17 protein-coding genes and 1 riboswitch are annotated in these 20,797 nt (G+C 58.0%); of the genes, 5 read left to right on the forward strand and 12 right to left on the reverse strand.

The genetic code is table 11. From position 1 onward, the window contains the following. Positions 1-73: 73 nt before the first annotated feature. The 4 genes from gltS to SHIM_RS15160 are packed head-to-tail and all read right to left on the reverse strand — an operon-like array spanning position 74 to position 3,234. Positions 74-1,288: a sodium/glutamate symporter gene (gene gltS, locus SHIM_RS15145; RefSeq protein WP_054003525.1), complete on the reverse strand. Its 1,215-nt coding sequence runs from the start codon at positions 1,286-1,288 to the stop codon at positions 74-76. A 4-nt stretch (positions 1,289-1,292) separates the two neighbouring features. Continuing rightward, a complete protein-coding gene (locus tag SHIM_RS15150; RefSeq protein ID WP_054003526.1) occupies positions 1,293-1,820 on the reverse strand; it encodes a DUF6446 family protein in 528 nt (175 codons plus the stop codon). Beyond that, positions 1,817-2,308: a hypothetical protein gene (locus SHIM_RS20210; RefSeq protein ID WP_152926567.1), complete on the reverse strand. Its 492-nt coding sequence runs from the start codon at positions 2,306-2,308 to the stop codon at positions 1,817-1,819. The genes SHIM_RS15150 and SHIM_RS20210 overlap by 4 nt, the downstream gene beginning before the upstream one ends. Then, positions 2,305-3,234 (reverse strand): glycine--tRNA ligase subunit alpha, encoded by a 930-nt coding sequence (locus SHIM_RS15160; protein WP_054003528.1) that lies wholly within the window; start codon positions 3,232-3,234, stop codon positions 2,305-2,307. Before SHIM_RS15160 ends, SHIM_RS20210 begins: the two co-directional genes overlap by 4 nt. A 152-nt stretch (positions 3,235-3,386) precedes the next feature. Here SHIM_RS15160 and SHIM_RS15165 point away from each other — a divergent pair, with 152 nt between their 5' ends. Both SHIM_RS15165 and SHIM_RS15170 read left to right on the forward strand, forming a co-directional pair. Further along, positions 3,387-5,150 (forward strand): trypsin-like peptidase domain-containing protein, encoded by a 1,764-nt coding sequence (locus tag SHIM_RS15165; RefSeq protein WP_054003529.1) that lies wholly within the window; start codon positions 3,387-3,389, stop codon positions 5,148-5,150. Positions 5,151-5,912: 762 nt separating this feature from the next. After that, complete coding sequence (locus SHIM_RS15170) at positions 5,913-6,824, forward strand: pirin family protein (RefSeq protein ID WP_054003530.1); 912 nt, start codon at positions 5,913-5,915, stop codon at positions 6,822-6,824. Positions 6,825-6,986: 162 nt separating this feature from the next. Here the strand turns inward: SHIM_RS15170 and gcvP are convergent, their stop codons facing one another. The 4 genes from gcvP to SHIM_RS15190 all read right to left on the reverse strand — a co-directional run bounded on the left by gcvP (position 6,987) and on the right by SHIM_RS15190 (position 12,302). Then, positions 6,987-9,836 (reverse strand): aminomethyl-transferring glycine dehydrogenase, encoded by a 2,850-nt coding sequence (gene gcvP, locus SHIM_RS15175; RefSeq protein WP_054003531.1) that lies wholly within the window; start codon positions 9,834-9,836, stop codon positions 6,987-6,989. Between the two features lie 191 nt (positions 9,837-10,027). Further along, a complete protein-coding gene (gene gcvH, locus SHIM_RS15180) occupies positions 10,028-10,387 on the reverse strand; it encodes a glycine cleavage system protein GcvH (protein WP_054003532.1) in 360 nt (119 codons plus the stop codon). 18 nt (positions 10,388-10,405) lie between these two features. Then, a complete protein-coding gene (gcvT, locus tag SHIM_RS15185) occupies positions 10,406-11,530 on the reverse strand; it encodes a glycine cleavage system aminomethyltransferase GcvT (RefSeq protein ID WP_054003608.1) in 1,125 nt (374 codons plus the stop codon). A gap of 175 nt (positions 11,531-11,705) precedes the next feature. Beyond that, positions 11,706-11,793, reverse strand: a riboswitch (glycine riboswitch). 62 nt (positions 11,794-11,855) lie between these two features. Beyond that, positions 11,856-12,302, reverse strand: a complete 447-nt coding sequence (locus tag SHIM_RS15190) for an RrF2 family transcriptional regulator (protein WP_054003609.1) — start codon at positions 12,300-12,302, stop codon at positions 11,856-11,858. A gap of 64 nt (positions 12,303-12,366) precedes the next feature. Between SHIM_RS15190 and SHIM_RS15195 the strand changes: the two genes are divergently transcribed. Then, positions 12,367-12,966 carry a gamma-glutamylcyclotransferase family protein gene (locus SHIM_RS15195; protein ID WP_241488885.1) on the forward strand — a complete coding sequence of 200 codons (600 nt, stop codon included), beginning with the start codon at positions 12,367-12,369 and terminating at the stop codon, positions 12,964-12,966. Between the two features lie 46 nt (positions 12,967-13,012). Here the strand turns inward: SHIM_RS15195 and SHIM_RS15200 are convergent, their stop codons facing one another. Further along, positions 13,013-14,404: a hypothetical protein gene (locus SHIM_RS15200; protein WP_054003533.1), complete on the reverse strand. Its 1,392-nt coding sequence runs from the start codon at positions 14,402-14,404 to the stop codon at positions 13,013-13,015. Positions 14,405-14,635: 231 nt separating this feature from the next. Between SHIM_RS15200 and SHIM_RS15205 the strand changes: the two genes are divergently transcribed. Continuing rightward, positions 14,636-15,568 (forward strand): MBL fold metallo-hydrolase, encoded by a 933-nt coding sequence (locus SHIM_RS15205; protein ID WP_054003534.1) that lies wholly within the window; start codon positions 14,636-14,638, stop codon positions 15,566-15,568. 34 nt (positions 15,569-15,602) lie between these two features. Here the strand turns inward: SHIM_RS15205 and SHIM_RS15210 are convergent, their stop codons facing one another. Next, positions 15,603-16,997: a magnesium transporter gene (locus tag SHIM_RS15210; RefSeq protein WP_054003535.1), complete on the reverse strand. Its 1,395-nt coding sequence runs from the start codon at positions 16,995-16,997 to the stop codon at positions 15,603-15,605. A gap of 198 nt (positions 16,998-17,195) precedes the next feature. Here SHIM_RS15210 and SHIM_RS15215 point away from each other — a divergent pair, with 198 nt between their 5' ends. Then, a complete protein-coding gene (locus tag SHIM_RS15215) occupies positions 17,196-18,149 on the forward strand; it encodes a 1-phosphofructokinase family hexose kinase (protein WP_054003536.1) in 954 nt (317 codons plus the stop codon). Between the two features lie 9 nt (positions 18,150-18,158). Here SHIM_RS15215 and SHIM_RS15220 read toward each other — a convergent pair whose 3' ends face one another. Beyond that, complete coding sequence (locus tag SHIM_RS15220; RefSeq protein WP_054003611.1) at positions 18,159-19,817, reverse strand: NAD+ synthase; 1,659 nt, start codon at positions 19,815-19,817, stop codon at positions 18,159-18,161. 72 nt (positions 19,818-19,889) lie between these two features. Then, entirely contained in the window at positions 19,890-20,636 is a 747-nt protein-coding gene (locus tag SHIM_RS15225) for a glutathione S-transferase family protein (protein ID WP_054003537.1), read from the reverse strand. Positions 20,637-20,797 lie beyond the last annotated feature (161 nt).

Consider the following 20,797-nt stretch of genomic DNA (forward strand, 5'->3'; position numbering starts at 1 on the left):
CGGCCCGCGCCTGCATGCGCGCGGGGATTTCTTCGGAAAACAGTTCGATCAGCAAGTCGGGCATGACGGATCCTTAGAAGTTCATAATCGCCTGGATGACGACAGCGTTGGCGATATCCACAAAAAAGGCTGAAACCAAGGGTAAAACCACAAACGCGAGGGGTGCGGGGCCATAATGTTTGGTCACGGCGGTCATATTGGCGATGGCAGTTGGCGTTGCGCCCAGCGAAAAGCCGGCAAATCCGGATGCCAGCACCGCCGCATTGTAATTCCGCCCCAAAAGCGGAAACAGCAGCAGGATCACCAACGCCACGGTCACAACCGTTTGCAAGGCAATCGTGCCAAGAATAGCAACCCCCAGCCCGCCCAACGTCAGCAGGTCTAGGGTCATCAAAGAAATCGCCAGAAATGTGCCAAGCGCAAATTCAGACATCACCGCCAATGTTGGCGTGCGCGCCACCTGCACATCTTTGGCAAAAAACCGGCTGTGCAAATTGCCAAGCACGATGCCCACAATCAGACACGGCACAAACAGCGGCAACAACAGGCCGAACTCTTCGAGCGTCTCATGCAGAAAATACCCCAGTAAAATCGCCAGATGCAGCATCAACAAGACCCGCATCAGCGATTCATGCGATATATCACTTTGATCTGAGGCTTCGTCCTCATAGGACACCCCTACCACGTCGTCATGTTCATCAGCCGTGGATTTCAACTTGTGCCTGTCCACCAGATAGCGCGCGATCGGCCCGCCCACCAACGCGGCGGCAATCAATCCCATTGTTGCAATCGCCACGCCCAGTTCCGGCGCACCCGCATACCCCGTCACTTCCGCCACATTCGGGGCCCAAGCGATGGCCGTTCCATGTCCGCCAATCAATGCGGCCGACCCAAACAGCACACCCGTGTGCAACGGGAAATCAAACAGCAATGCGCAGCCAATGCCGATGGCATTTTGCACCACTATGGCGACAAACGTCAGCACCAGCAAAAGCGCCAACAATCGCCCCCCTGCCACCAGATCGCTCAGCCGAGCATTCAGCCCGATACCGGCAAAGAACAGCACCAGGAAATAGTCCCGCCCTTCCAGTTCGAACACAAACCGCTCACCTAATGCGAGGGAAACAAACGTGAAAATGATCGCGGCAATCAATCCGCCCGTTACCGGCTCAGGGATGTTGAAATCCCGCAAAAAGCCCACTTTTCGTGTCAAACGGGCGCCCAGCAAAAACACCGCAAACCCGAGCGTCGCCGTAATGAATTCCGGTATGACAATCGGGTCGGACATGGGCTTATCTCTCTGGCTGTGGCGGGCAATGCGCTGGCAACGGCTTGCCATCAAACGCCAGCTCACCACATTCGTTGATTTCGTGCCAGACAAACCCGCGCCCATCCGGCAGGATCGCAACATGCTGGTCGATGCCATACATGATTTCTTTTATGCCCAAAAAGGCCAACGCCTCACCATTTTCCAGCGCAGCACCGATCTCTTTGGCGTCAAAGCAATCAAACCACTTCGGCGCATTGCGCGGCTCGGCGTGTTCAATCATCTCGTAGGTCTCGGTCAACAGACCGGCGCTCATGTTGGTGGTAAAACATGCGCGATAGCGGATCGGCGAACTGTCTGCGTCGATCGCTTGGAAATTCTCATACAAAATCGGCTCTGGCTCGCCAGTCACCAACAGCGTCAGCTGCACATCGTCATTCGCGCCGGACACTTCAACAGCATCATAGAACCCGTAAATTTGCAGCCAATAGAGAGCCGCGCCTCCCACCAAAGCTGACAGCACGATAAAAACTCCCAGGATTTTTCCCGTCATTGTATCTTTCCGATCCAGCTGTCTCCACAGCCCACATCTACCCTTTCGAACGCCCCGGCGCACATGCCATCCGCAACGTTGCGCCCACTCATCTCGGCCAGCTTAAATCCCGTTGAAAGGATTAGAACCTGTCCATCCCGGTCGGCATTCGCCATCATGTTCTCAAACCAACCAAACAGCGCCATAGGGTAGTTCACGTGGCACTCTAGTTGATCTGAATCTTCCAAAAGGCGCCAAAACTTGTATTGCGCGTCTCGGACATCTTCAGAAAACCACATATCTATGGAAGCATACGAAATTGGTGGCAGTTTACTATCTTCCGAAGTGTCCAATGTACCGGCTTCGTAGGCCCCGTAGCTACCAAATCCCTGAAGCACCGGCGCAACGGACGAACGCTGCATACCTCGGCGGTCCCAACCGGACACCAAGCTTCGCCCCCAAAGATCAAACTGGAACGACACTGACACTCTGGACTGCAGTGCCTTCAAGCAGCGTATCCCCCAGCTTCGGTTTGTACAAACGCATCAGCGCATTGCTTCGCCAAGGCGCGCACTCGGCCGATATAGGCCTGGCGCTCTGTGACCGAGATCACACCACGCGCATCCAACAAGTTAAACAGATGGGACGCCTTGATGCACTGATCATACGCGGGATGCACCATGATGATGCGCTTGCCGGTTTTCGGGTCTTCATGATCCAGCGACAGGATCTTTTCGCATTCCGCCTCGGCCTCTTCGAACTGTTTGAACAACACATCCGTATTGGCCACGTCAAAATTCCAGCGGCTGTATTCCTGCTCGGTCTGGCGGAACACATCGCCGTACGTCAGCGCGATTTCGGTCTGGGGATCGTTGAACGGCATGTCCATCACGTGATCCACGCCCAGCACATACATCGCCAGACGTTCCAGACCATAAGTCAGCTCGCCAGACACTGGATGGCAGTCATGGCCACCCACTTGTTGGAAATAAGTGAACTGGCTGACTTCCATGCCATCACACCAGACTTCCCAGCCAAGCCCCCACGCACCAAGCGTCGGGCTTTCCCAGTCATCTTCGACAAAGCGGATGTCATGCATCTCCATGTCGATGCCGATTGCGGCAAGCGAGCCAAGATACAGCTCCTGCAAATTGGGCGGGCTCGGTTTGATCAGCACCTGATATTGGTAATAATGCTGCAAGCGGTTCGGGTTCTCACCATAGCGCCCATCGGTCGGACGGCGAGACGGCTGCACATAGGCCGCAGCCCATGATTTGCTGCCCAGCGAACGCAAGGTCGTCGCCGGATGGAAGGTGCCAGCGCCCACTTCCATGTCATAAGGTTGCATGATCGCGCAGCCTTTGTCGGCCCAATAGGCCTGAAGACGCAGGATGATATCCTGGAAGCTGCGGGGTTTGCCGTCAAATTGTGTCATGCTTGGTCCCTCTGGAAACGCGGGTCTTGCTTATGCGCACTCGCCCTTGGGGTCAATTGGGCCTTCACGCAAAATAAAGGTGCAACGCGGCGCGAAACTGGTAAATAGGTCGGACAATAACAATGTCATGAGTTTCAGGGGCCCCTCCAAACATGTTGCGCATACTACTGTCGCTGATTTTTTCAATCACCTTCTCCATTTCCGCCGCTTTGGCACAATCTTCTGATGACACCGTCTGGGTGCAACTCGAAGCCCAACCAAGCCTGACCGTGGCCCAGGACCGCATTCGCGGCTATGCCGCGCGAATGCAGGACGTGAACGGCTTTTCGCTTGGCGGCGGATGGTACGCCGTCGCGCTTGGGCCTTACCGCCGCGAAGATGCCGAGCGGGTTCTGCAAGTCTACCGCTCCGAAGGGTTAATCCCGATCGACGCCTATCTTGCCCGCAGCGCCGACTACCGCAGCCAATTCTGGCCGGTTGGTGCCAACTTGCTTAACGGCGTCGCGCCTGCCACATCACAAGTGGTAGAGACGCTGCCCGCAGCTTCCGAGCAACCGGCCGAGGCCGAAGTTGCATCACTGGCTCCGCAAGAACCGGATGAAACCGTACGCGAGGCCCGCGCTTCTGAGGCAGCGCTGACACGGGACCAGAAAAAGCGCCTGCAAGAGTATCTGCAATGGGGTGGCTATTATAACTCCGCCATCGACGGCGCGTTTGGTCGTGGCACCCGCAACTCCATGGCCGCATGGCAGGCGGACAATGGCGTCGAGCCGACAGGCGTGATGACCACCCGTCAGCGCGAAATGATCCGCCAGCAATACCTTGCCGTGCTCAAAGGCATGGACCTGCGACTGGTGACCAATATCGACGCCGGTATTGAAATGCAGATCCCGACCGGTGTTGTGCGCAAGGCCGCCACCGAATACCCCTTTGTGCGCTTTGAGGCCTCAGGCGATCTGCCAGCCGCCGTGCTGATGATCAGCCAGTCAGGCGATCAAAACACCCTCTTTGGCCTCTATGACATCATGCAGACGCTCGAAGTTGTGCCTCTCAACGGCCCGCGCGAACGTCTGAAATCGTCCTTCACTCTGGTTGGTGAAAACGCGGACGTGATCTCTTATACCCAAGCCAGCCTTGAGGATGGCGAGATCAAAGGCTTCACCCTTGTTTGGCCAGCCGATGACGAAGAACGCCGCACCCGCATTCTGGACGAAATGAAAGCCGGCTTTAAACGCGTTGACGGCGTTCTGGATCCGGCTGCGGGCGACGAAACCGCGCAAAGCATCAACCTGATCGCCGGGCTTCAGGTGCGCAAGCCGCGCCTGTCGCGCTCCGGTTTCTTTGTCGACAGCAACGGTCATGTGGTCACCACAATCGAGGCCGTGAATGCCTGCGAAAAGATCACCCTCGAAGGCGATTATGACGCCGAGGTGAGCTACCTCGACGAAGCCTTGGGAATCGCCATTCTGAGCCCGAAATCGAACTTGGCGCCGATGGGCGTCGCTGCTCTGCGCTCCGGCGCTCCGCGTTTGAAATCTGACGTCGCGGTGTCTGGCTACAGCTATGAGGGTGTGCTTGGCGCGCCCACCCTGACCTTTGGCCAACTGTCTGACGTGCGCGGATTGCGCGGCGAACCGGAACTGGCCCGCCTCGCGCTCGCGCCACAGCCGGGCGATGCCGGTGGCCCGGTGTTTGACACCGCAGGCTCTGTGCTGGGCATGTTGCTTCCGCGCGCCACCGACAGCGCCCAACAGCTGCCCAATGAGGTAAATTTTGCGGTCAATGCAGACGCCATTCGTGCGCTTCTGGAACAAGAAGGTATCGCCGCCCAGATGGCCAACGGCGGCTCCGCATTGGCACCCGAAGACCTTACCAAGCAAGCCAGTGGGATGACCGTTCTGGTCAGCTGCTGGTAAGCGCCAGACCCTCAAATCGAAAAAGGCCCGAGGTTTTCACCTCAGGCCTTTTTTGCTGGGGAAGAAGTTAAAGAGACCGGGGGTTCCATCTATCGCGTGGGACCCGAAACGGTAACGAAGGTATCGGTGACCATCAGACACTCACCCCAACAGTCGCGGTGCAGGCTGGTCCTTTAGCCTACTATGGCGAGCTTTTTGACCGGTCGGATCGTCGGTGCAACTCGGTTGACCCTGGTCCCATCCGCGACTTGCTGCGCGATCATATCGTTAAACATACAGCGGTCGAGCCAGTCGCCAAGATCTTGGGAGTAGAGATCACTGAGCGGTGGAACCATACCCTCCATAGTCTTTCATAAACCATTGGGATTGAAAGAAAGCGGCTGGCGCGACGTCTCAAGGAACTTGGCTCGGTTCGGAAAATCCTTTTTGGCAAAGCGGAGCTTGATCAGCTTTTGGGAAAGATCGGCCAGCTCCCGCAAATTGAAGATGCAGATGCCAGCGCTCTGCGTCCGATTTCTTAAACGGCGCAGCGTGGCGCCAGCCGTTTCGAGGCAATTTTCAGCGGGATATCAAACGTTTCGCGGGTTCCTTAGGCCGATTCCACGAGATCTTTTCTCCGACCAACAGTGAATGCGACATTGGTCCCAGCCCTCCCCGCATCGTGCATCACCGCACAGAAGTCGTGATCTAGCGCAAATTGCGCACAGATGTCTCCGCCCCTAGCTTATGTGGCAAGCGTACAGATCTCAGAAAGGAAAAACGATGTCGATCCGACCCGTTTTGGAAACACGCAAAGCCATTCCAGCAATGGAAGGCGCAGGGGTTAGTCTGCACCGCGCTTTTGGATTTCAGGATCCCGAAGAGCTCGACCCGTTCCTGATGATGGACCACTTCCGCAATGATGATCCACGCATGTATGAGGCCGGATTTCCGTGGCACCCGCATCGCGGCATCGAAACAATTACCTATGTCATCGAAGGCGCGGTGGAACATCAGGACAGCTTGGGCAACACCGGCAATCTGAAATCCGGCGACGTGCAATGGATGACCGCCGGACGAGGTATCCTGCATCAGGAGATGCCCACAGCCGACGCCAATGGCATGAACCACGGTTTTCAGCTTTGGGCCAACCTGCCGCGTGATCTGAAAATGACCGACCCGCGCTATCAGGATGTAGAAGGCCGCGAAATTCCTGAAATCATGGAAGACGACGGCACCAAAGTCCGCGTCATCATCGGCAAATTTTGGGACCGTATCGGGCCCGTTGATGGCATTGCGGCGGATCCGATGTTTCTGGACATCACCGTGCCCGCGGGTGTGAAGAAAACCTTTCCCGTCGATACACGCCGCCGCGCCTTTGCCTATGTCTTTGAGGGGGCTGGTGCCTTCGCCGACGCAAGTCAGCCAACCGGCGTCTTGCTGGAAAAAGAAGTCGCAGGTCAAGAACTCAATATCCGCGATTTGAGTGGCGACAGGACGTTGGTACGATTTGGCAATGGCGATGAAGTTACTGTGCAAGCTGGCGAAGAGGGCGTGCGGTTCTTGCTGATCTCCGGCCAGCCGATTCAGGAACCGGTGGCGTGGCATGGTCCGATCGTGATGAACACTCAGGCCGAGCTACAGCAAGCGTTTGCCGAGCTGCGCAATGGCACGTTTATTCAACCGGCGCACTAAAGCGTTTGCTTCTGGATTGCACTGCGTCGTCTGGCAATCCACAGCCTGAAGATTAGAAAAAACCGGGCATGCCACCCGGCTTTTTTGTTCCCTAAATACCTCGGGGGTGGGCTCAGCCAGACTGAGCCGAGGGGGCTGGCCCCCTCTCCCCGAATGCGCAGATTATTCCGCCGCGTCTGCGTAGTCCTCCATTGGCGGGCAGATGCACACCAGATTTCGGTCGCCGTAAGCATTGTCGACGCGGTTCACCGGCGGCCAGTACTTGTCCACCCGGAATGCGCCCGGCGGGAAACAGCCCTGCTCGCGGCTATAGGGTCGATCCCAGTCTTTCACGAGATCTTCCATCGTGTGCGGCGCATTGCGCAGCGGGTTGTTCTCCGCATCCATCTTGCCGTCCTCAATCGCGCGGATCTCTTCGCGGATCGCCAGCATCGCGTCGCAAAACCGGTCCAGCTCGGCTTTGTTTTCGCTCTCGGTTGGCTCGATCATCAACGTGCCAGCGACCGGCCAGCTCATGGTCGGTGCGTGAAACCCGCAATCCACCAAGCGTTTTGCAATGTCATCGACGCTCACCCCGGCACTGTCAGCGAAGGGGCGTGTGTCAATGATACACTCATGCGCCACACGGCCAGTCGGGCCCTTATAAAGCACATCAAATGCCCCTTCGAGACGCTTGGCGAGGTAGTTGGCGTTCAAAATCGCCACCCGCGTCGCCTGCGTAAGGCCCTCTCCCCCCATCAGCAGGACATAGGCCCAGCTGATCGGCAAAAGCGACGGAGACCCAAACGGCGCTGCCGACACCGGACCCTCGGTTCCACCGGTTTCTGGATGGCCCGGAAGATGCGCAACCAGATGTGACTTCACGCCGATCGGCCCCATGCCGGGACCACCGCCACCGTGTGGAATGCAAAAGGTTTTGTGCAGGTTAAGGTGGCTTACGTCGCCGCCCACATCACCGGGCCTTGCAAGCCCGACCATCGCATTCAGGTTCGCCCCGTCAATGTAGACCTGCCCGCCATATTCATGGGTGACGTCGCAGACTTCATGCACCGTCTTTTCGAACACGCCATGCGTGGACGGATAGGTGATCATGCAGCCGGCAAGATCGTCTTTGAATTTCTCGGCCTTCGCGCGGAAATCCTCCAGATCGATGTCACCGTTGTCGGCCGTTTGCACTGGCACAACTTTCCAGCCCACCATCTGCGCCGACGCCGGATTGGTGCCATGCGCGCTCATCGGGATCAGGCAGATATTGCGATGCCCTTCGCCACGGGCGCGGTGATAGGCGGCAATCGTCAACAGCCCGGCATACTCGCCCTGCGCGCCCGAATTCGGCTGCATCGAAATCGCATCATAGCCCGTAATCTGGCACAGCTTGTCGCTCAGATCGCCAATCAGCTCTTCATAGCCCTGCGCCTGATCTTTCGGCACGAACGGATGCATCAGGGAAAACTCACGCCAGCTGACCGGCATCATCTCAACCGCCGCGTTCAGCTTCATTGTGCACGACCCCAGCGGGATCATCGCGCGATCCAGCGCCAGATCCCGATCCGCCAGACGGCGCATATAACGCATCATCTCGGTTTCGGCGCGGTTCATGTGGAAAATCGGGTGATCCAGATAGCCGCTTTCGCGCACCAAAGCATCAGGGATACGATACTCCGGTTCAAATTCGTCGTCCTTGCGGTCGATACCAAACGCCCGCCAGACCCGTTCAATCGTGGCCGGACGACAGGCTTCGTCAAGCGAAATCCCAACTTTGGTTTTGCCAACACGCCGCAGGTTGATGCCTTCTTGAACCGCTGCCTGCAAAACCCCACGCTGCAACAGCCCGACATCCACTGTGATCGTGTCGAAATAAACGTCCGGCTCAACAACAAAGCCTGCGTCCTGCAAGCCCTTCGCCAACCTTACGGTCTTTCGATGAATGCGCTGCGCAATCGCCTTGAGGCCCTTGGGACCGTGGAAAACACCATACATCGACGCCATCACAGCCAGCAAAGCCTGCGCCGTGCAGACGTTTGAATTGGCTTTTTCGCGGCGGATGTGCTGCTCGCGGGTCTGAAGCGACAGGCGGTAGGCGCGGTTGCCATGGCTGTCGATGCTGACGCCAATAATACGCCCTGGCATCGCCCGTTTATAGGCGTCGCGACAGGCCATATAAGCCGCGTGCGGCCCACCATATCCCAACGGAACCCCAAACCGCTGCGTGCTGCCCACGGCAATATCCGCGCCCATCGCGCCAGGCTCTTTCAAGAGCGTCAGCGCCAGAATATCGGCCGCCACAACGCCAATCGCCTTGTGCTCATGCAACGCCGCAATTTCGGGCGTAAAGTCGCGCACATGGCCAAAGGTGCCCGGGTACTGGAACAGCGCTCCAAATACCTTGTCAGCTTCCAGATCATCAGGACTGCCAACGATCACGTCGATATCCAAAGGCGCGGCGCGGGTCTGAATCACCGCAATGTTCTGCGGGTGACAGTTTTCGTCCACAAAAAACGCCATGGATTTGGATTTTGACACCCGTTTCGCCATGGTCATCGCTTCGGCGCAAGCTGTGGACTCATCCAACAGCGACGCGTTGGCGATTTCCAGTCCGGTCAGGTCGCTCACCATCGTCTGATAATTAAGCAGTGCTTCAAGCCGGCCCTGCGAAATTTCAGGCTGGTAAGGCGTGTAAGCCGTGTACCACGCCGGGTTTTCAAGGATATTGCGCTGGATCGCGGGTGGCGTCACTGTGCCGTAATACCCCTGCCCGATCAGGCTGGTCAGGACTTTGTTCTTCGCCGCGACCTCGTGCATGTGGCGTATTAACTCGCGCTCAGACAAGGGGCGCCCAAAGTCCAGCGGCTCTTTTTGGCGGATGCTGTCTGGCAGCGTCTGCTTCATCAGATCCTCAAGATCGCTGGCGCCCACGACATCCAACATATCGGCCATTTCTTCAGGCGACGGGCCGATGTGGCGGCGGTTGGCAAAATCATACGGCAGATAGTCAGTTGGCGTGAAGGTCATGTGGTCCTCCTAGAGCAGCTTGGCGGCAGTACCGCACACAAAAGATGTGTCCCAAAGCCTCAAACGGGCAGCGCCCGGCCTTGGGAGAGAGCGAGGCGCCTTGCCCATCATTTAGGGTATGGCGCCACCCGACCTGTCAGTCGGGTTAAAATCCTGAACGTCGCTTCGATCCCGAAGCGAAGGTCGCGTGCTTATCCGATGAACTTTTTGTAAGCAGCTTCGTCCATGTAGTCGTCCATCTGGCTCAGCTCGGATGGTTTGATCTTAAAGAACCAAGCTTCCACCATCGGATCGTCGTTGACCTTGCCCGGCTCATCCACAAGCGGGCTGTTCACTTCGACGATTTCGCCATCAAGCGGCGCCAGAATATCGCTGGCCGCTTTGACCGACTCGATCACGCAGACTTCTTCGTCTTTGGTGACTTCCATGCCTTCTTCCGGCAGTTCGATAAACACCACATCACCCAGCTGCTCGCTGGCGTGATCGGTGATACCCACCACAACCACATCACCTTCGACACGCAGCCATTCGTGTTCTTCCGTGAATTTCATTGCTTGCTCTCCTGTTGCTCAACGTTTGAAATTGGCAGGCACCAGCGGCATCTTTGCCACCGTGACGGGCATACGTTTGCCCCGCACCTCACCAAAAAGTTCCGTGCCGACAGCCGCTTGCGCCGCGCCGACATATCCCATGGCCACTGGCCCCTCAAATGTGGGCCCAAACCCACCCGAGGTCACTTCACCAATTGGGTCACCGCCCTCACCAGCGGCAAAAATCTGCGTTCCGCCCCGCATCGGCGCCCGCCCCTGCGGCACGAGACCAACCCGTTTGCGCGCCACACCTTCGGCCAGATCGCCAAAAATCCGATCCGCCCCCGGGAAGCCTCCAGCCCGTGCGCCGTCTGCGCAACGCACCTTCTGGATCGCCCAGATCAAACCTGCCTCAATCGGCGAGGTTCCGTCATCAATGTCATTGCCATAAAGGCACAGCCCAGCTTCAAGCCGCAGACTGTCGCGCGCGCCAAGACCGATGGGTTCAACCTCATCCATGTCCAGCAGCGCCTTGGCCAAGGCTTCGGCCTGTGCGTTTGGCACTGAAATCTCATAGCCATCTTCGCCGGTGTAACCCGACCGGCTGACCCAGCAGTCTGCGCCTGCCAGTTCGATCGTTGCCACGTCCATAAACGTCATCTCGGCGACCGCGGGATTGATCCGCGCCAAGGCCGCTTCTGCCGCAGGTCCCTGCAACGCAATCAACGCGCGATCGGCAATGACTTCGACGGAGACGTCAGGCTCCAGAGCCGCCTTCATGCGCGCGATGTCTGCGTCTTTGCAGGCCGCATTGACCACCACGAACAGGTGATCGCCGCGATTGGCAAACATCAGGTCGTCCTCAATGCCGCCGCCATTGTTGGTAAACAGCCCATACCGCTGTCGGCCTTCGCCAAGGCCCAACACGTCCATCGGCACAAGCGTTTCAAACGCCTTTGCAATGGCTTCATAGCTCTCGCCGCGCAATATCACCTGCCCCATGTGACTGACGTCAAACAGGCCGGCCATTGCGCGGCAATGCAAATGTTCCTTCATCACGCCCAGCGCATATTGCACGGGCATGTCATATCCCGCGAACGGCACCATCTTCGCGCCCAGCGCGACGTGCAGATCAAATAGTGGTGTGCGGCTTAACTCACCCATACCAGCGCCCTCCGTTTCCCGGTGACGTCCATGGTACAGCCCACGGAACACATCCGGCATCCTCAGTCCGCACGAGGGACTCCCCCCAATGCGCGTGATGCCCCCTCTGTCCTTTGGCCTGAGATCGTTATCCCTTCGGCGGACGCCATAAGACGCCTCTCTCCAGAGTGTGTTTAGCGGTAAATCGGTCCCTGCGGCCTGAGAGTTTCCGGGGCGGTTGCTCCTTCGGCACCGGACACGTCCGGTTCTCCCGATTCACTTGTTAAAGAACGTAGTCTGCGCTTTCCCGTCTGACAAGCGCATTTTATCGCGCCTTCACCGATGGTTATGCCGACCGGCATTGTGGTGCCAACAGCGCGAACAGTGCGTCGTTGCCACAAACCAGTGTATCCAAAGTGACTTGGTCAAGCCGCGCATAGAACACACCAAGCGCTTCCGTCAGCGCGACACGCAGTCGGCAGGCGTCAACCAAAGGGCAGGAATTGTCGACATCCGCAAAGCACTCTGCCAAGGGCACTGGCGCCTCCATCGTGCGGAAAATGTCACCGATTTCGATCTCGGCGGCTGGGCGCGCCAACCGCAGCCCGCCGTTGCGCCCGCGTTGCGTGTTCAAAACACCCATCTGCGCCAATTGATTGATCACCTGCGCCAGGTGATTTTCGGACGCGTTGCACCGCTGCGCAATCTCGGACTTTGTGACCAAACGGCCATGGTTCACGGCACAGAACATCAGGACTCTGATGGCTATATTTGTTCGCTTGGTGATGCGCAAAGATCTGACCAGTTTAGTTTCAATTCTACAGATTTTGCGCAATTCCCGCACAAGTGGCATTGACATGGATCAACGGATCAGCGGACATGCGGCCATGACAGCCCATTATTTTTTTGGATACGGCAGCCTCGTGAACAGCCGTACGCACGCCTTTGAGGACGCGTATCCCGCGCGGCTCACTGGCTGGAAACGCGCTTGGGTCGCGACGGATTTGCGACCTTTCGCTTTCCTGAGTGCAGAACCTGACGCGAACAGCACAATCGACGGGCTGATCGCGCCTGTTCCCTGCAACGACTGGGCCGCTCTGGATCAAAGGGAGTTTGCCTACGATCGGTTTGATACCGGTACGTCGGTTTCGCACTCCCAACCAAACACCCCGCAGATCGCCGTCTACTCGGTCTCACCTGAACGCAGAATTGCGCCCGCCGCACCGCCCGATATCTTGCTGAGCTATGTTGACGTTGTCGTACAAGGCTATCTCGCGGTCTTTGGCGAAGCCGGCGTCGCGTCCTTCTTTGCGACGACAGACAACTGGAATACGCAGGTGATCGATGATCGCGCGGCACCAATTTATCCACGACATCAAGTTCTGACAGCCGCGGAAACCGCGTTGGTCGACCACTTTCTCGCGACAAAAGACGTGACCCGTCTTCCGCCAACTTAGCGTTCCTACGCGGCCGACATGGCCAAGCCAGGCCGGCCACTTTTGGCTAAACATCAATCAGTTGCAAATCACTGTCTAGAAACTGAAACACAGGCGCTTGATCCATGCGCCAGCGATGGGTGATTTCATAAAGGCCATGATCGCCATGTGTCTGGAACGTCAGTGGCACCGACAGGTCGGTGCCAAAAAACGGCCACCCTGACAACGTGTCTTCTGTCAGCTCCAAAACGCGGACCTGCAAGTCAAACACATCGTCTCGGTTCAAAAATCCGGCGACGAGATAATTCACAAAACTGATCGCCGCGCCAACCACCAAACCGACAAGCGCGCCAATAGGCCCCCCCAACGCCGCGCCAACCGTGACGGATACGCCCAAGATCGCCAACGTCGACATATAAAGCGCTATGTAGCCCGAGACCCCCAACGTCGCAGGCCCTGCCGTTAGCTCCCCTTGCAACTCGCGGATATACTGCCCAAAACCGCCTTGGGGATCGATTTCTGCCATCGCAAAAAACACAACCAGATAGCGCGGCACCGTCATGCCTTCGATATCAAACGTGCACAGGATGTCCCGCGGCGCATAAAGCCGAGTGTCCCCATCATCAAACGAACCCGCATCGTGGACCTCTGTAAAGACGCGCCAATAACGCGGACTGTCATAAGGAAGGGCCGGCACGCCATTGATCACTCCGCCCCCGGAGTTTTCCGTTTCAAATGCCGCGGCCTCGCCGGATGCCATCAAAACCGCATAGGCGATCTCGTCTTCGCCCGCCTCACCGCGCGTTGCATCCAGACACGTCAGCCGTTCGATCTCAAAGTGCATCGCCTCGACCCGCGACAAGGCACCTGCTGCCCATTCACTGGGCTCAGCCGTTGCAGGCGGCGGAGGTGTCGGCGCGGGCTCATCTGTGGGCGGCGGCGGTGTCGGCTCATGCGGGCGACCATTGTTAAACGGCATCTGGCCCGGCACAAATTGCCCAATGATGTCACGCAGATGTCCGACCAACATCAACGGGTCTTTGATCTTGCTCTTCTGTGGCGTGATCACTTCAGTCAACTCAGCCCACAAATCAAACCGTTTGCTCATCGGTGTTTTGCTCGTTGGGTCGACCAACCGCTTCAACAATTCCTGGTCGTGTGCCGCCAAAGGCGCCTTGGTGCGCAAATTTTCCCGCATCAAACGTCGTGCCAGCTTGTGGCGCACTCGTTTGGGCAAACCCGACAGCTGACGCAATGCCATCTCTGAAATATCGAACGGCTTTTTCCCTGCTTCTTTGGCCGCTTGCGCCGCCGCCTCGTCGTCAAAACTGCGTGGCCCCGGTTTTCCCCGCAACAATCCCTCGGCAATTTCGGCCCGATAAAACAACTCGACTGTGTCGGTGATTGCCCGCGCCTGCGGTCCCATGCGCTCGTAATGCGCAGATGCTGTATGAAACATGTAGTCCTCAAAAAACTCGTTAAAACAATAGTGTCTGCACTGCATCCGATCGGGAAAAGGAAATCAACGGAGGTTTCCCCGACCGCCTGCGCACGCCCATTGCGCCGCCTAATCTCGCGTCACTTCGCGGAGGGAAAATCAAATTTTTGCGATTTTCGATCCTATTTCAAAAAATCTACGTAACAATATGGTATGAACAAATATCGATATTTTAGTCGAAGGAGAGACCCAATGTTAAAAACCCCTGCAATTTCCCGCCGCGCCCTGCTGGCAGGCGCCGCCGCGCTTCCCATTACCGCCGCCACAAGCCAATCAACTCTGGCCGCCGCCGATATGAAAGGCGTCGCCCAAACCCGCTTCAACCGAATGAAACTCGGCAATTTCGAGGTCACAACCCTGCTTGTCGGCACACGCACCGTCGAAGGCCCGCAAAACATCTTTGGCATGAACGTCTCCGCCGAGGAGTTTGCAACCGCTTCCGCAGCTGCGCGCATTCCCACAACCGCCGCCCAATTCTTCTTCACGCCAACCGTTGTTAACACCGGATCGCAACTGATCCTGTTTGACACCGGCCTGAACCCCGGTGCCATTTCTTCAGCGCTCGAGGCAGCGGGCTATTCGACCGATCAGGTCGACACCGTTGTCATCACCCACATGCACGGTGACCACATCGGCGGCATGGCTGGCGAAAATGGCGTGACTTTTGCAAACGCCAAACACGTGACTGGCACGACCGAAATGAATTTCTGGGCCGGAACCGACAAGAACAAAGCCTTTGAGGGCAAAATTCGCCCCAACATGGACCGCTTTGACATGATCGAAGACGGTGCTTCGGTGGCATCAGGCGTGACTGCAATGTCCGCGTTCGGCCACACCCCAGGGCACACGACCTATATGCTGGAAAGTGACGGACAGCAGATGCTACTGGCCGCCGATTTCGCCAACCACTACGTCTGGTCGCTTGCGCATCCCGACTGGGAAGTGAAGTTTGACATGGACAAATCCGCAGCCGCCGCGACCCGTCGCAAAATGCTCGGTATGATGGCCGCAGACTCGGTGCCGTTCGTGGGTTACCACATGCCGTTCCCGGCGGTTGGATTCGTCGAAACCCACGGCGACGGCTTCCACTACGCGCCCGCCAGCTATCAGTTCATGATGAGCTGATCAGGTTTATCGAAATGGCCAGCGCACACATCGCTCACAGATAGAGTGCGCTGGCGACCACAAAGAAGATCAACACGCCAAAGACGTCATTTGTCGTGGTGATGAAAATCCCTGTCGCCACCGCAGGATCAAGCCCAAAACTTCGCAAAATATAGGGGATCAACGCCCCGATTGTACCGGCGATTGTGGTCACCAGCGTCAGCGCCAGCAAAGCGGTCAAGGCGAGCAAATGCGGATGCGCCAATGGCAGAACGAGGCTCGCCAATAGGACCGCAATCGCTGTGATCACCCCGATGCTCAACCCATTGAACATCGCGCCAAAGAACTCCCGCCAAAGCCGCGCACCAAAATCCCCGCGCCAGTTGGTGCCCGAGGTCAGCGACTGAATAGACACGGTCGAGGCCTGAATGCCCGCGTTGCCCGCCGTCGCCATGACCACCGGAATGAAACTCGCCAGCACGGCAGCCTGCGCCAACGCCTCCTCATAGGATCCGATCACCACCGCGGCAAAACTTGCCCCGCCAAGCCCCCCCAAAAGCCAGGGCAACCGCCGCTTCAGGATTGTGAGCGGCCCGTCAAACTGTGTGGTCGCAGGCGATACCGAGCCCATGACCAACATGTCTTCTTCCACTTCATCACGGAAAATATCGCCAAGTTCGAGAGGGGAAATTCCGCCGACCAGCTTGCCAAATTCGTCCACAACGCCAATCGCGTTTACGCCTCGACGTCGGGCCAATTGCAAAACCTCTTCACGGTCACAATCGGCGCTCACCACGTCCAGTTCCTTATGCACGATCTGTGCGAGCGGCAGATCAGCCTGTCCCGCCAACACTTCACGAAACCGCAAAAACCCGATCGGTTTGCGGGCCTCGTCGACCACAAACATCATGTCGATCTTGCCGATCTCGGTTGTGCGGCTCTTGATGTCCTCGGTCAGCTGACCCACCGTCCAATGCAGAGGCGCCATTAAGACTCCCAGCCGCATCACCGTCGCCGCACTGTCGTCCCGCGCCTGCAAAACCGCAGCGATCCGTTCCGCGTCCGGCCGCGTCTGCACCAACCGTCCGGCAAAGTTGCGCGGCAATTCCAACAGCGTATCGACCGCCTCATCCACATCCATCATGCCGATAATATTGGAAAACGTGTGCTCCGATTCCGGGCTGTAAAGCACCGCGTGCAAGTCGTTGTCCAACTCCGACAGCACCTTTAGGCCAAGGTTGTCAGGCACCCAGTCAAACAAAAGCCGCGCCCGCGCCGGACGCAGCCGCAACAAACACGCAAGCACATCGCCCACTGGCCAGCTTGCCGTGGCCTCAACAACGGCCGCGCGATCCCCGTCAGCAATCATGTCGTCAATCAGCCGCAGCGTCGCCCGGTTGGCATCGTCTGCGGTATCGCTTTGCCCACCCTGCCAAATCAATGTGCTCATATGCGCCTCATAAAATATCTTTTCGTGGCACGGCATGCCCCTTGGGCACTACATTGCCAAGGCCCAAGGCCGATTGCACGCCTTTTGCGGCAGGCTTCTGCCCATCCGGCACACAAAAACTCCTCTGCCAAAACACCTTGGAAAGTTAGCGCAACCATGAAAGGCTGCCCTCAATGCACCTGAGTTAGAGCCCGCAATATGCAAGACATTCTCACGGTCACCCTCAACCCCGCTGTCGATCTTTCGACTGCCGCGCCAGAAATCTCTCCGGGACACAAACTGCGCTGCGCCGCGCCAAATTACAGCGCCGGAGGCGGCGGCATCAATGTCTCGCGCGCCATTCGCATCCTTGGCGGTCACTCCCGCGCCTTCGTTGCGCATGGCGGCAACGCAGGCCAACGTCTTCAAGCACTTCTGTCCGACGAAGGTATTGCCGAAATTGCCCATCCTGCACCGGGCGAAACCCGCACCAACGTCTCCGTCATTTGCGATGAAACCGGCGAACAGTTCCGCTTTGTCATGCCCGGCCCAACGTGGACCGAGGCCGACTGCATCAAGCTGTTGACAGGGCTGAACGCAATGACAGGCCCCGCCGGTCTGCTGGTGCTCTCCGGTAGCCTCGCGCCCGGAATGTCCGCTGATTTTGCCCGCACCATCATTGCCGCGCTCAAAGACACCGGCCCCAGCATTCTTTGCGACATTTCGGGGCGCCCGTTGCGTGATCTTTGCGCCGCGCCCAATCCGGGTCTTGATGTCCTGCGCATGGATCTAGACGAAAGCGAGGAAATTTTCGGCGCACCTCTGAGTTCACGCACTGACAGCGCCCGCTTTGCCCGCGATCTGGTTGCCAAAGGCGTGTCCAAAACTGTGATCGTCGCACGTGGCCCAGACGGGTCTGTACTGGCCAGCGAGGCAGGTTGCCTTCACGCCACGGCGCTGGATGTGCCTATCAACAGCAAGGTCGGCGCTGGCGACAGCTTTGTTGGCGCCTTCACTTTGGCACGTGCAAGTGGTCTTGATCTGGCAACCGCTCTGCAACACGGCACAACCGCTGCGACGTCCGCCGTGACCACGCCCGCCACCGAACTTTGCCGCAAGGCCGATTTCGAGCGCTATCTGCGCGACTGCGTGCTTTCAGATATCACACTCTAGGCGGGCCAGTCAGCTTTCGTCGCGGAACCGGTTCACAATCGGATACCGCCGGTCCATCCAAAAAGCTTTTTTGCTCAATCGCGCACCTGGTGCCGACTGAAAGCGTTTATACTCGCTGATGTAGACCAGATGCTCGACCCGCTTGACTGTCTCGCGATCAAAACCTGCGGCCACGCAATCGGCCACCGATTTTTCCTGATCCACCAGCATCAACAGGATCGTATCCAGCACGTCATAGGGCGGCAGGCTGTCCTCGTCCTTTTGATCCGGACGCAACTCCGCAGACGGTGGCTTGTCGATGATATTGACCGGAATAACTTCGCCCTCAGGCCCGCCCATCCAGTCACGGTGCACCGCATTACGCCAGCGCGAGGTTTCAAACACGCGGGTTTTGTACATGTCCTTGATCGGATTATAGCCTCCGGCCATGTCGCCATAGATCGTGGCATAGCCCACTGCGACCTCGGATTTATTGCCTGTGGTCAACAGCATCTCGCCAAACTTGTTGCTCATCGCCATCAACAAAAGCCCACGCAGACGGCTCTGGATGTTTTCTTCCGTCAGCCCCGGCTCGGTGCCCTCAAACAGCGGCGCCAGCGTGTTGGTGATCGCCTGACGGCCTTCCGCGATTGGCACAAAATCATACCGCACGCCCAACCGCTCGGCGATGTCTTTGGCGTCCTCAAGAGACTCCTCGGATGTATATTCAGAAGGCAACATCACACAGCGCACGTTCTCAGGTCCCAATGCGTCAACCGCAATTGTCGCCACCAGCGCGCTGTCGATCCCACCCGACAGTCCAAGCAACACCTGCTTGAACCCGGTCTTGCCCATGTAGTCGCGCAGCGCCTCAACACACACGCGGTAATCCTGCTCTTCGCCCGCAGGCAACACGGCCTTGGGTCCAGCCTTGCAGCGCCAGCCCGCAGGCGTGCGCTCAAACTCGACATGGGCCACAACCTCGTCAAACACCGGCAATTGCATCGCCAATTCCCCACCGGGATTGAGCACAAACGAACCGCCGTCAAACACCTGATCGTCCTGACCGCCCACCATATTGAGATACACCAGCGGCAATTCCGTCTCGATCACGCGGGCCACCATGTGGTTCATGCGGCGGTCAAACTTGTCGCGATAATAGGGGCTGCCATTTGGCACCACGAGGATTTCCGCGCCGGTCTCTTCCAGCGTCTCCGGCACATCCTCAAACCACGCATCTTCGCAAATCGGGCTGCCAACCCGCACGCCGTTCACATCGTATGGCCCGCCCATCGGTCCATGATCAAACAGGCGTTCCTCGTCAAAAACAGTGTAGTTGGGCAGGTGGTGCTTGAGCTGGCGATGCACAATCCGCCCGCCTTTCAGCACGAAATACGCGTTGTAAAGCTTGCCGTCATCGGCCCAAGGTCCGCCCACGGTCACAACCGGACCATCGGCACAATCCACGGCCAACCGCTCGATCTCGGCCATCGCGGCGGCCTGCAACGCGGGTTTCAGGATCAGGTCCTGTGCGTTGTAACCCACGATAAACATCTCGGGAAACGCCACCATATCAGACCCGGCCGCCTTGGCCTCGGCCCAAACGCTGCGCACCTTGTCGGCATTGCCGCGCAGATCACCCATCACCGGATTGGCCTGCGCCATGCTCAAGCGGAACGTGTCGGACATCGCCCCTGCCTCCTGCTGAATTTCGTCGGCCAAAGATGTAGCAGACCCAGCGCCAAGGAAAAGCGCAAACGGCTAAAGCGTTAGCGGCGTCTCCAGATGGCGCGCATACATATGATCCCGATGCGCCAACAACCGTGGAGCAACCGCAGCCCGCGTTTCCGCGTCCATCGTCCCAAACGCCGCGCGCGCCTTGGGGTGCATTGCGCAAATCTCCTGCGGCAGCGGCGCAAACAGCGCCATCGTGCACGCCAGCTGGATGTCGGCCGCACAGATCTTGGCGCCCAAAAGATACGGCCCGTCCGAGGCCGCCAACTGTGCCTCAAACTGCGTCAAAAGTTCCACAACCCGTGCGCCATATCCTTGCGCGACCTCAGCCTCATAGCCATATTTCGCGGCCAGATATCCCGACACCCCCGCCGAAAAGCCGCCACCGTCAGATAGGCCGACATGCACCTGCTGCAACCGCCGCGACCACGCCAAACCGCCTTTGCCCAGCAAATCCTCAGCCATCTGCGCAACATCCGCCCCGCCAGGTACCAGCACCGGCTCGGGCGCCAGTCGCTCGATCAACTGCATGATCTCCACTGCGCCGGATTTCGGCGCCTCGTTTTCATATATCGCCACTGGCGCGCTTGCCTCGCCGGTCCAAGCCACGAGATCCACATCCTGCCCGTCAAAATTCACCGGCACCCAGTCCAACCCTTTGATGTGCAGCATGCCTTTCACGGCCTCGCCCCACGGGCTTGGCGTGCCGCGCACAATCGTAACCCGCAGCCCACTCGCCGCCTTTGCTTCATCCGTGCCCACATAATCGCGCATATCTGCTCTCCCAATTGGTTTGACGCCACGCTGCCACGCCTTCGTCAGACTGACCAGTCACAGATCTCCCTGCGCCAATGCACAACTTCTGCAAAACCCGTTGCCCAGCGCCCCCCGTTGTTCTAGATTCGCTGCAAAGCCGGAATTCGGCAGGGGACAGC

It is taken from the genome of Shimia sp. SK013 (genome assembly GCF_001292625.1).
In the GTDB taxonomy this organism is placed as follows: domain Bacteria; phylum Pseudomonadota; class Alphaproteobacteria; order Rhodobacterales; family Rhodobacteraceae; genus Shimia.

Coding starts and splice junctions, on each gene's coding strand:
- gltS (WP_054003525.1), bottom strand. CDS start 1,288: ATGTCCGACCCGATTGTCATACCGGAATTCATTACGGCGACGCTCGGG.
- SHIM_RS15150 (WP_054003526.1), bottom strand. CDS start 1,820: ATGACGGGAAAAATCCTGGGAGTTTTTATCGTGCTGTCAGCTTTGGTG.
- SHIM_RS15160 (WP_054003528.1), bottom strand. CDS start 3,234: ATGACACAATTTGACGGCAAACCCCGCAGCTTCCAGGATATCATCCTG.
- SHIM_RS15165 (WP_054003529.1), top strand. CDS start 3,387: ATGTTGCGCATACTACTGTCGCTGATTTTTTCAATCACCTTCTCCATT.
- SHIM_RS15170 (WP_054003530.1), top strand. CDS start 5,913: ATGTCGATCCGACCCGTTTTGGAAACACGCAAAGCCATTCCAGCAATG.
- gcvP (WP_054003531.1), bottom strand. CDS start 9,836: ATGACCTTCACGCCAACTGACTATCTGCCGTATGATTTTGCCAACCGC.
- gcvH (WP_054003532.1), bottom strand. CDS start 10,387: ATGAAATTCACGGAAGAACACGAATGGCTGCGTGTCGAAGGTGATGTG.
- gcvT (WP_054003608.1), bottom strand. CDS start 11,530: ATGGGTGAGTTAAGCCGCACACCACTATTTGATCTGCACGTCGCGCTG.
- SHIM_RS15195 (WP_241488885.1), top strand. CDS start 12,367: ATGGATCAACGGATCAGCGGACATGCGGCCATGACAGCCCATTATTTT.
- SHIM_RS15200 (WP_054003533.1), bottom strand. CDS start 14,404: ATGTTTCATACAGCATCTGCGCATTACGAGCGCATGGGACCGCAGGCG.
- SHIM_RS15205 (WP_054003534.1), top strand. CDS start 14,636: ATGTTAAAAACCCCTGCAATTTCCCGCCGCGCCCTGCTGGCAGGCGCC.
- SHIM_RS15210 (WP_054003535.1), bottom strand. CDS start 16,997: ATGAGCACATTGATTTGGCAGGGTGGGCAAAGCGATACCGCAGACGAT.
- SHIM_RS15215 (WP_054003536.1), top strand. CDS start 17,196: ATGCAAGACATTCTCACGGTCACCCTCAACCCCGCTGTCGATCTTTCG.
- SHIM_RS15220 (WP_054003611.1), bottom strand. CDS start 19,817: ATGTCCGACACGTTCCGCTTGAGCATGGCGCAGGCCAATCCGGTGATG.
- SHIM_RS15225 (WP_054003537.1), bottom strand. CDS start 20,636: ATGCGCGATTATGTGGGCACGGATGAAGCAAAGGCGGCGAGTGGGCTG.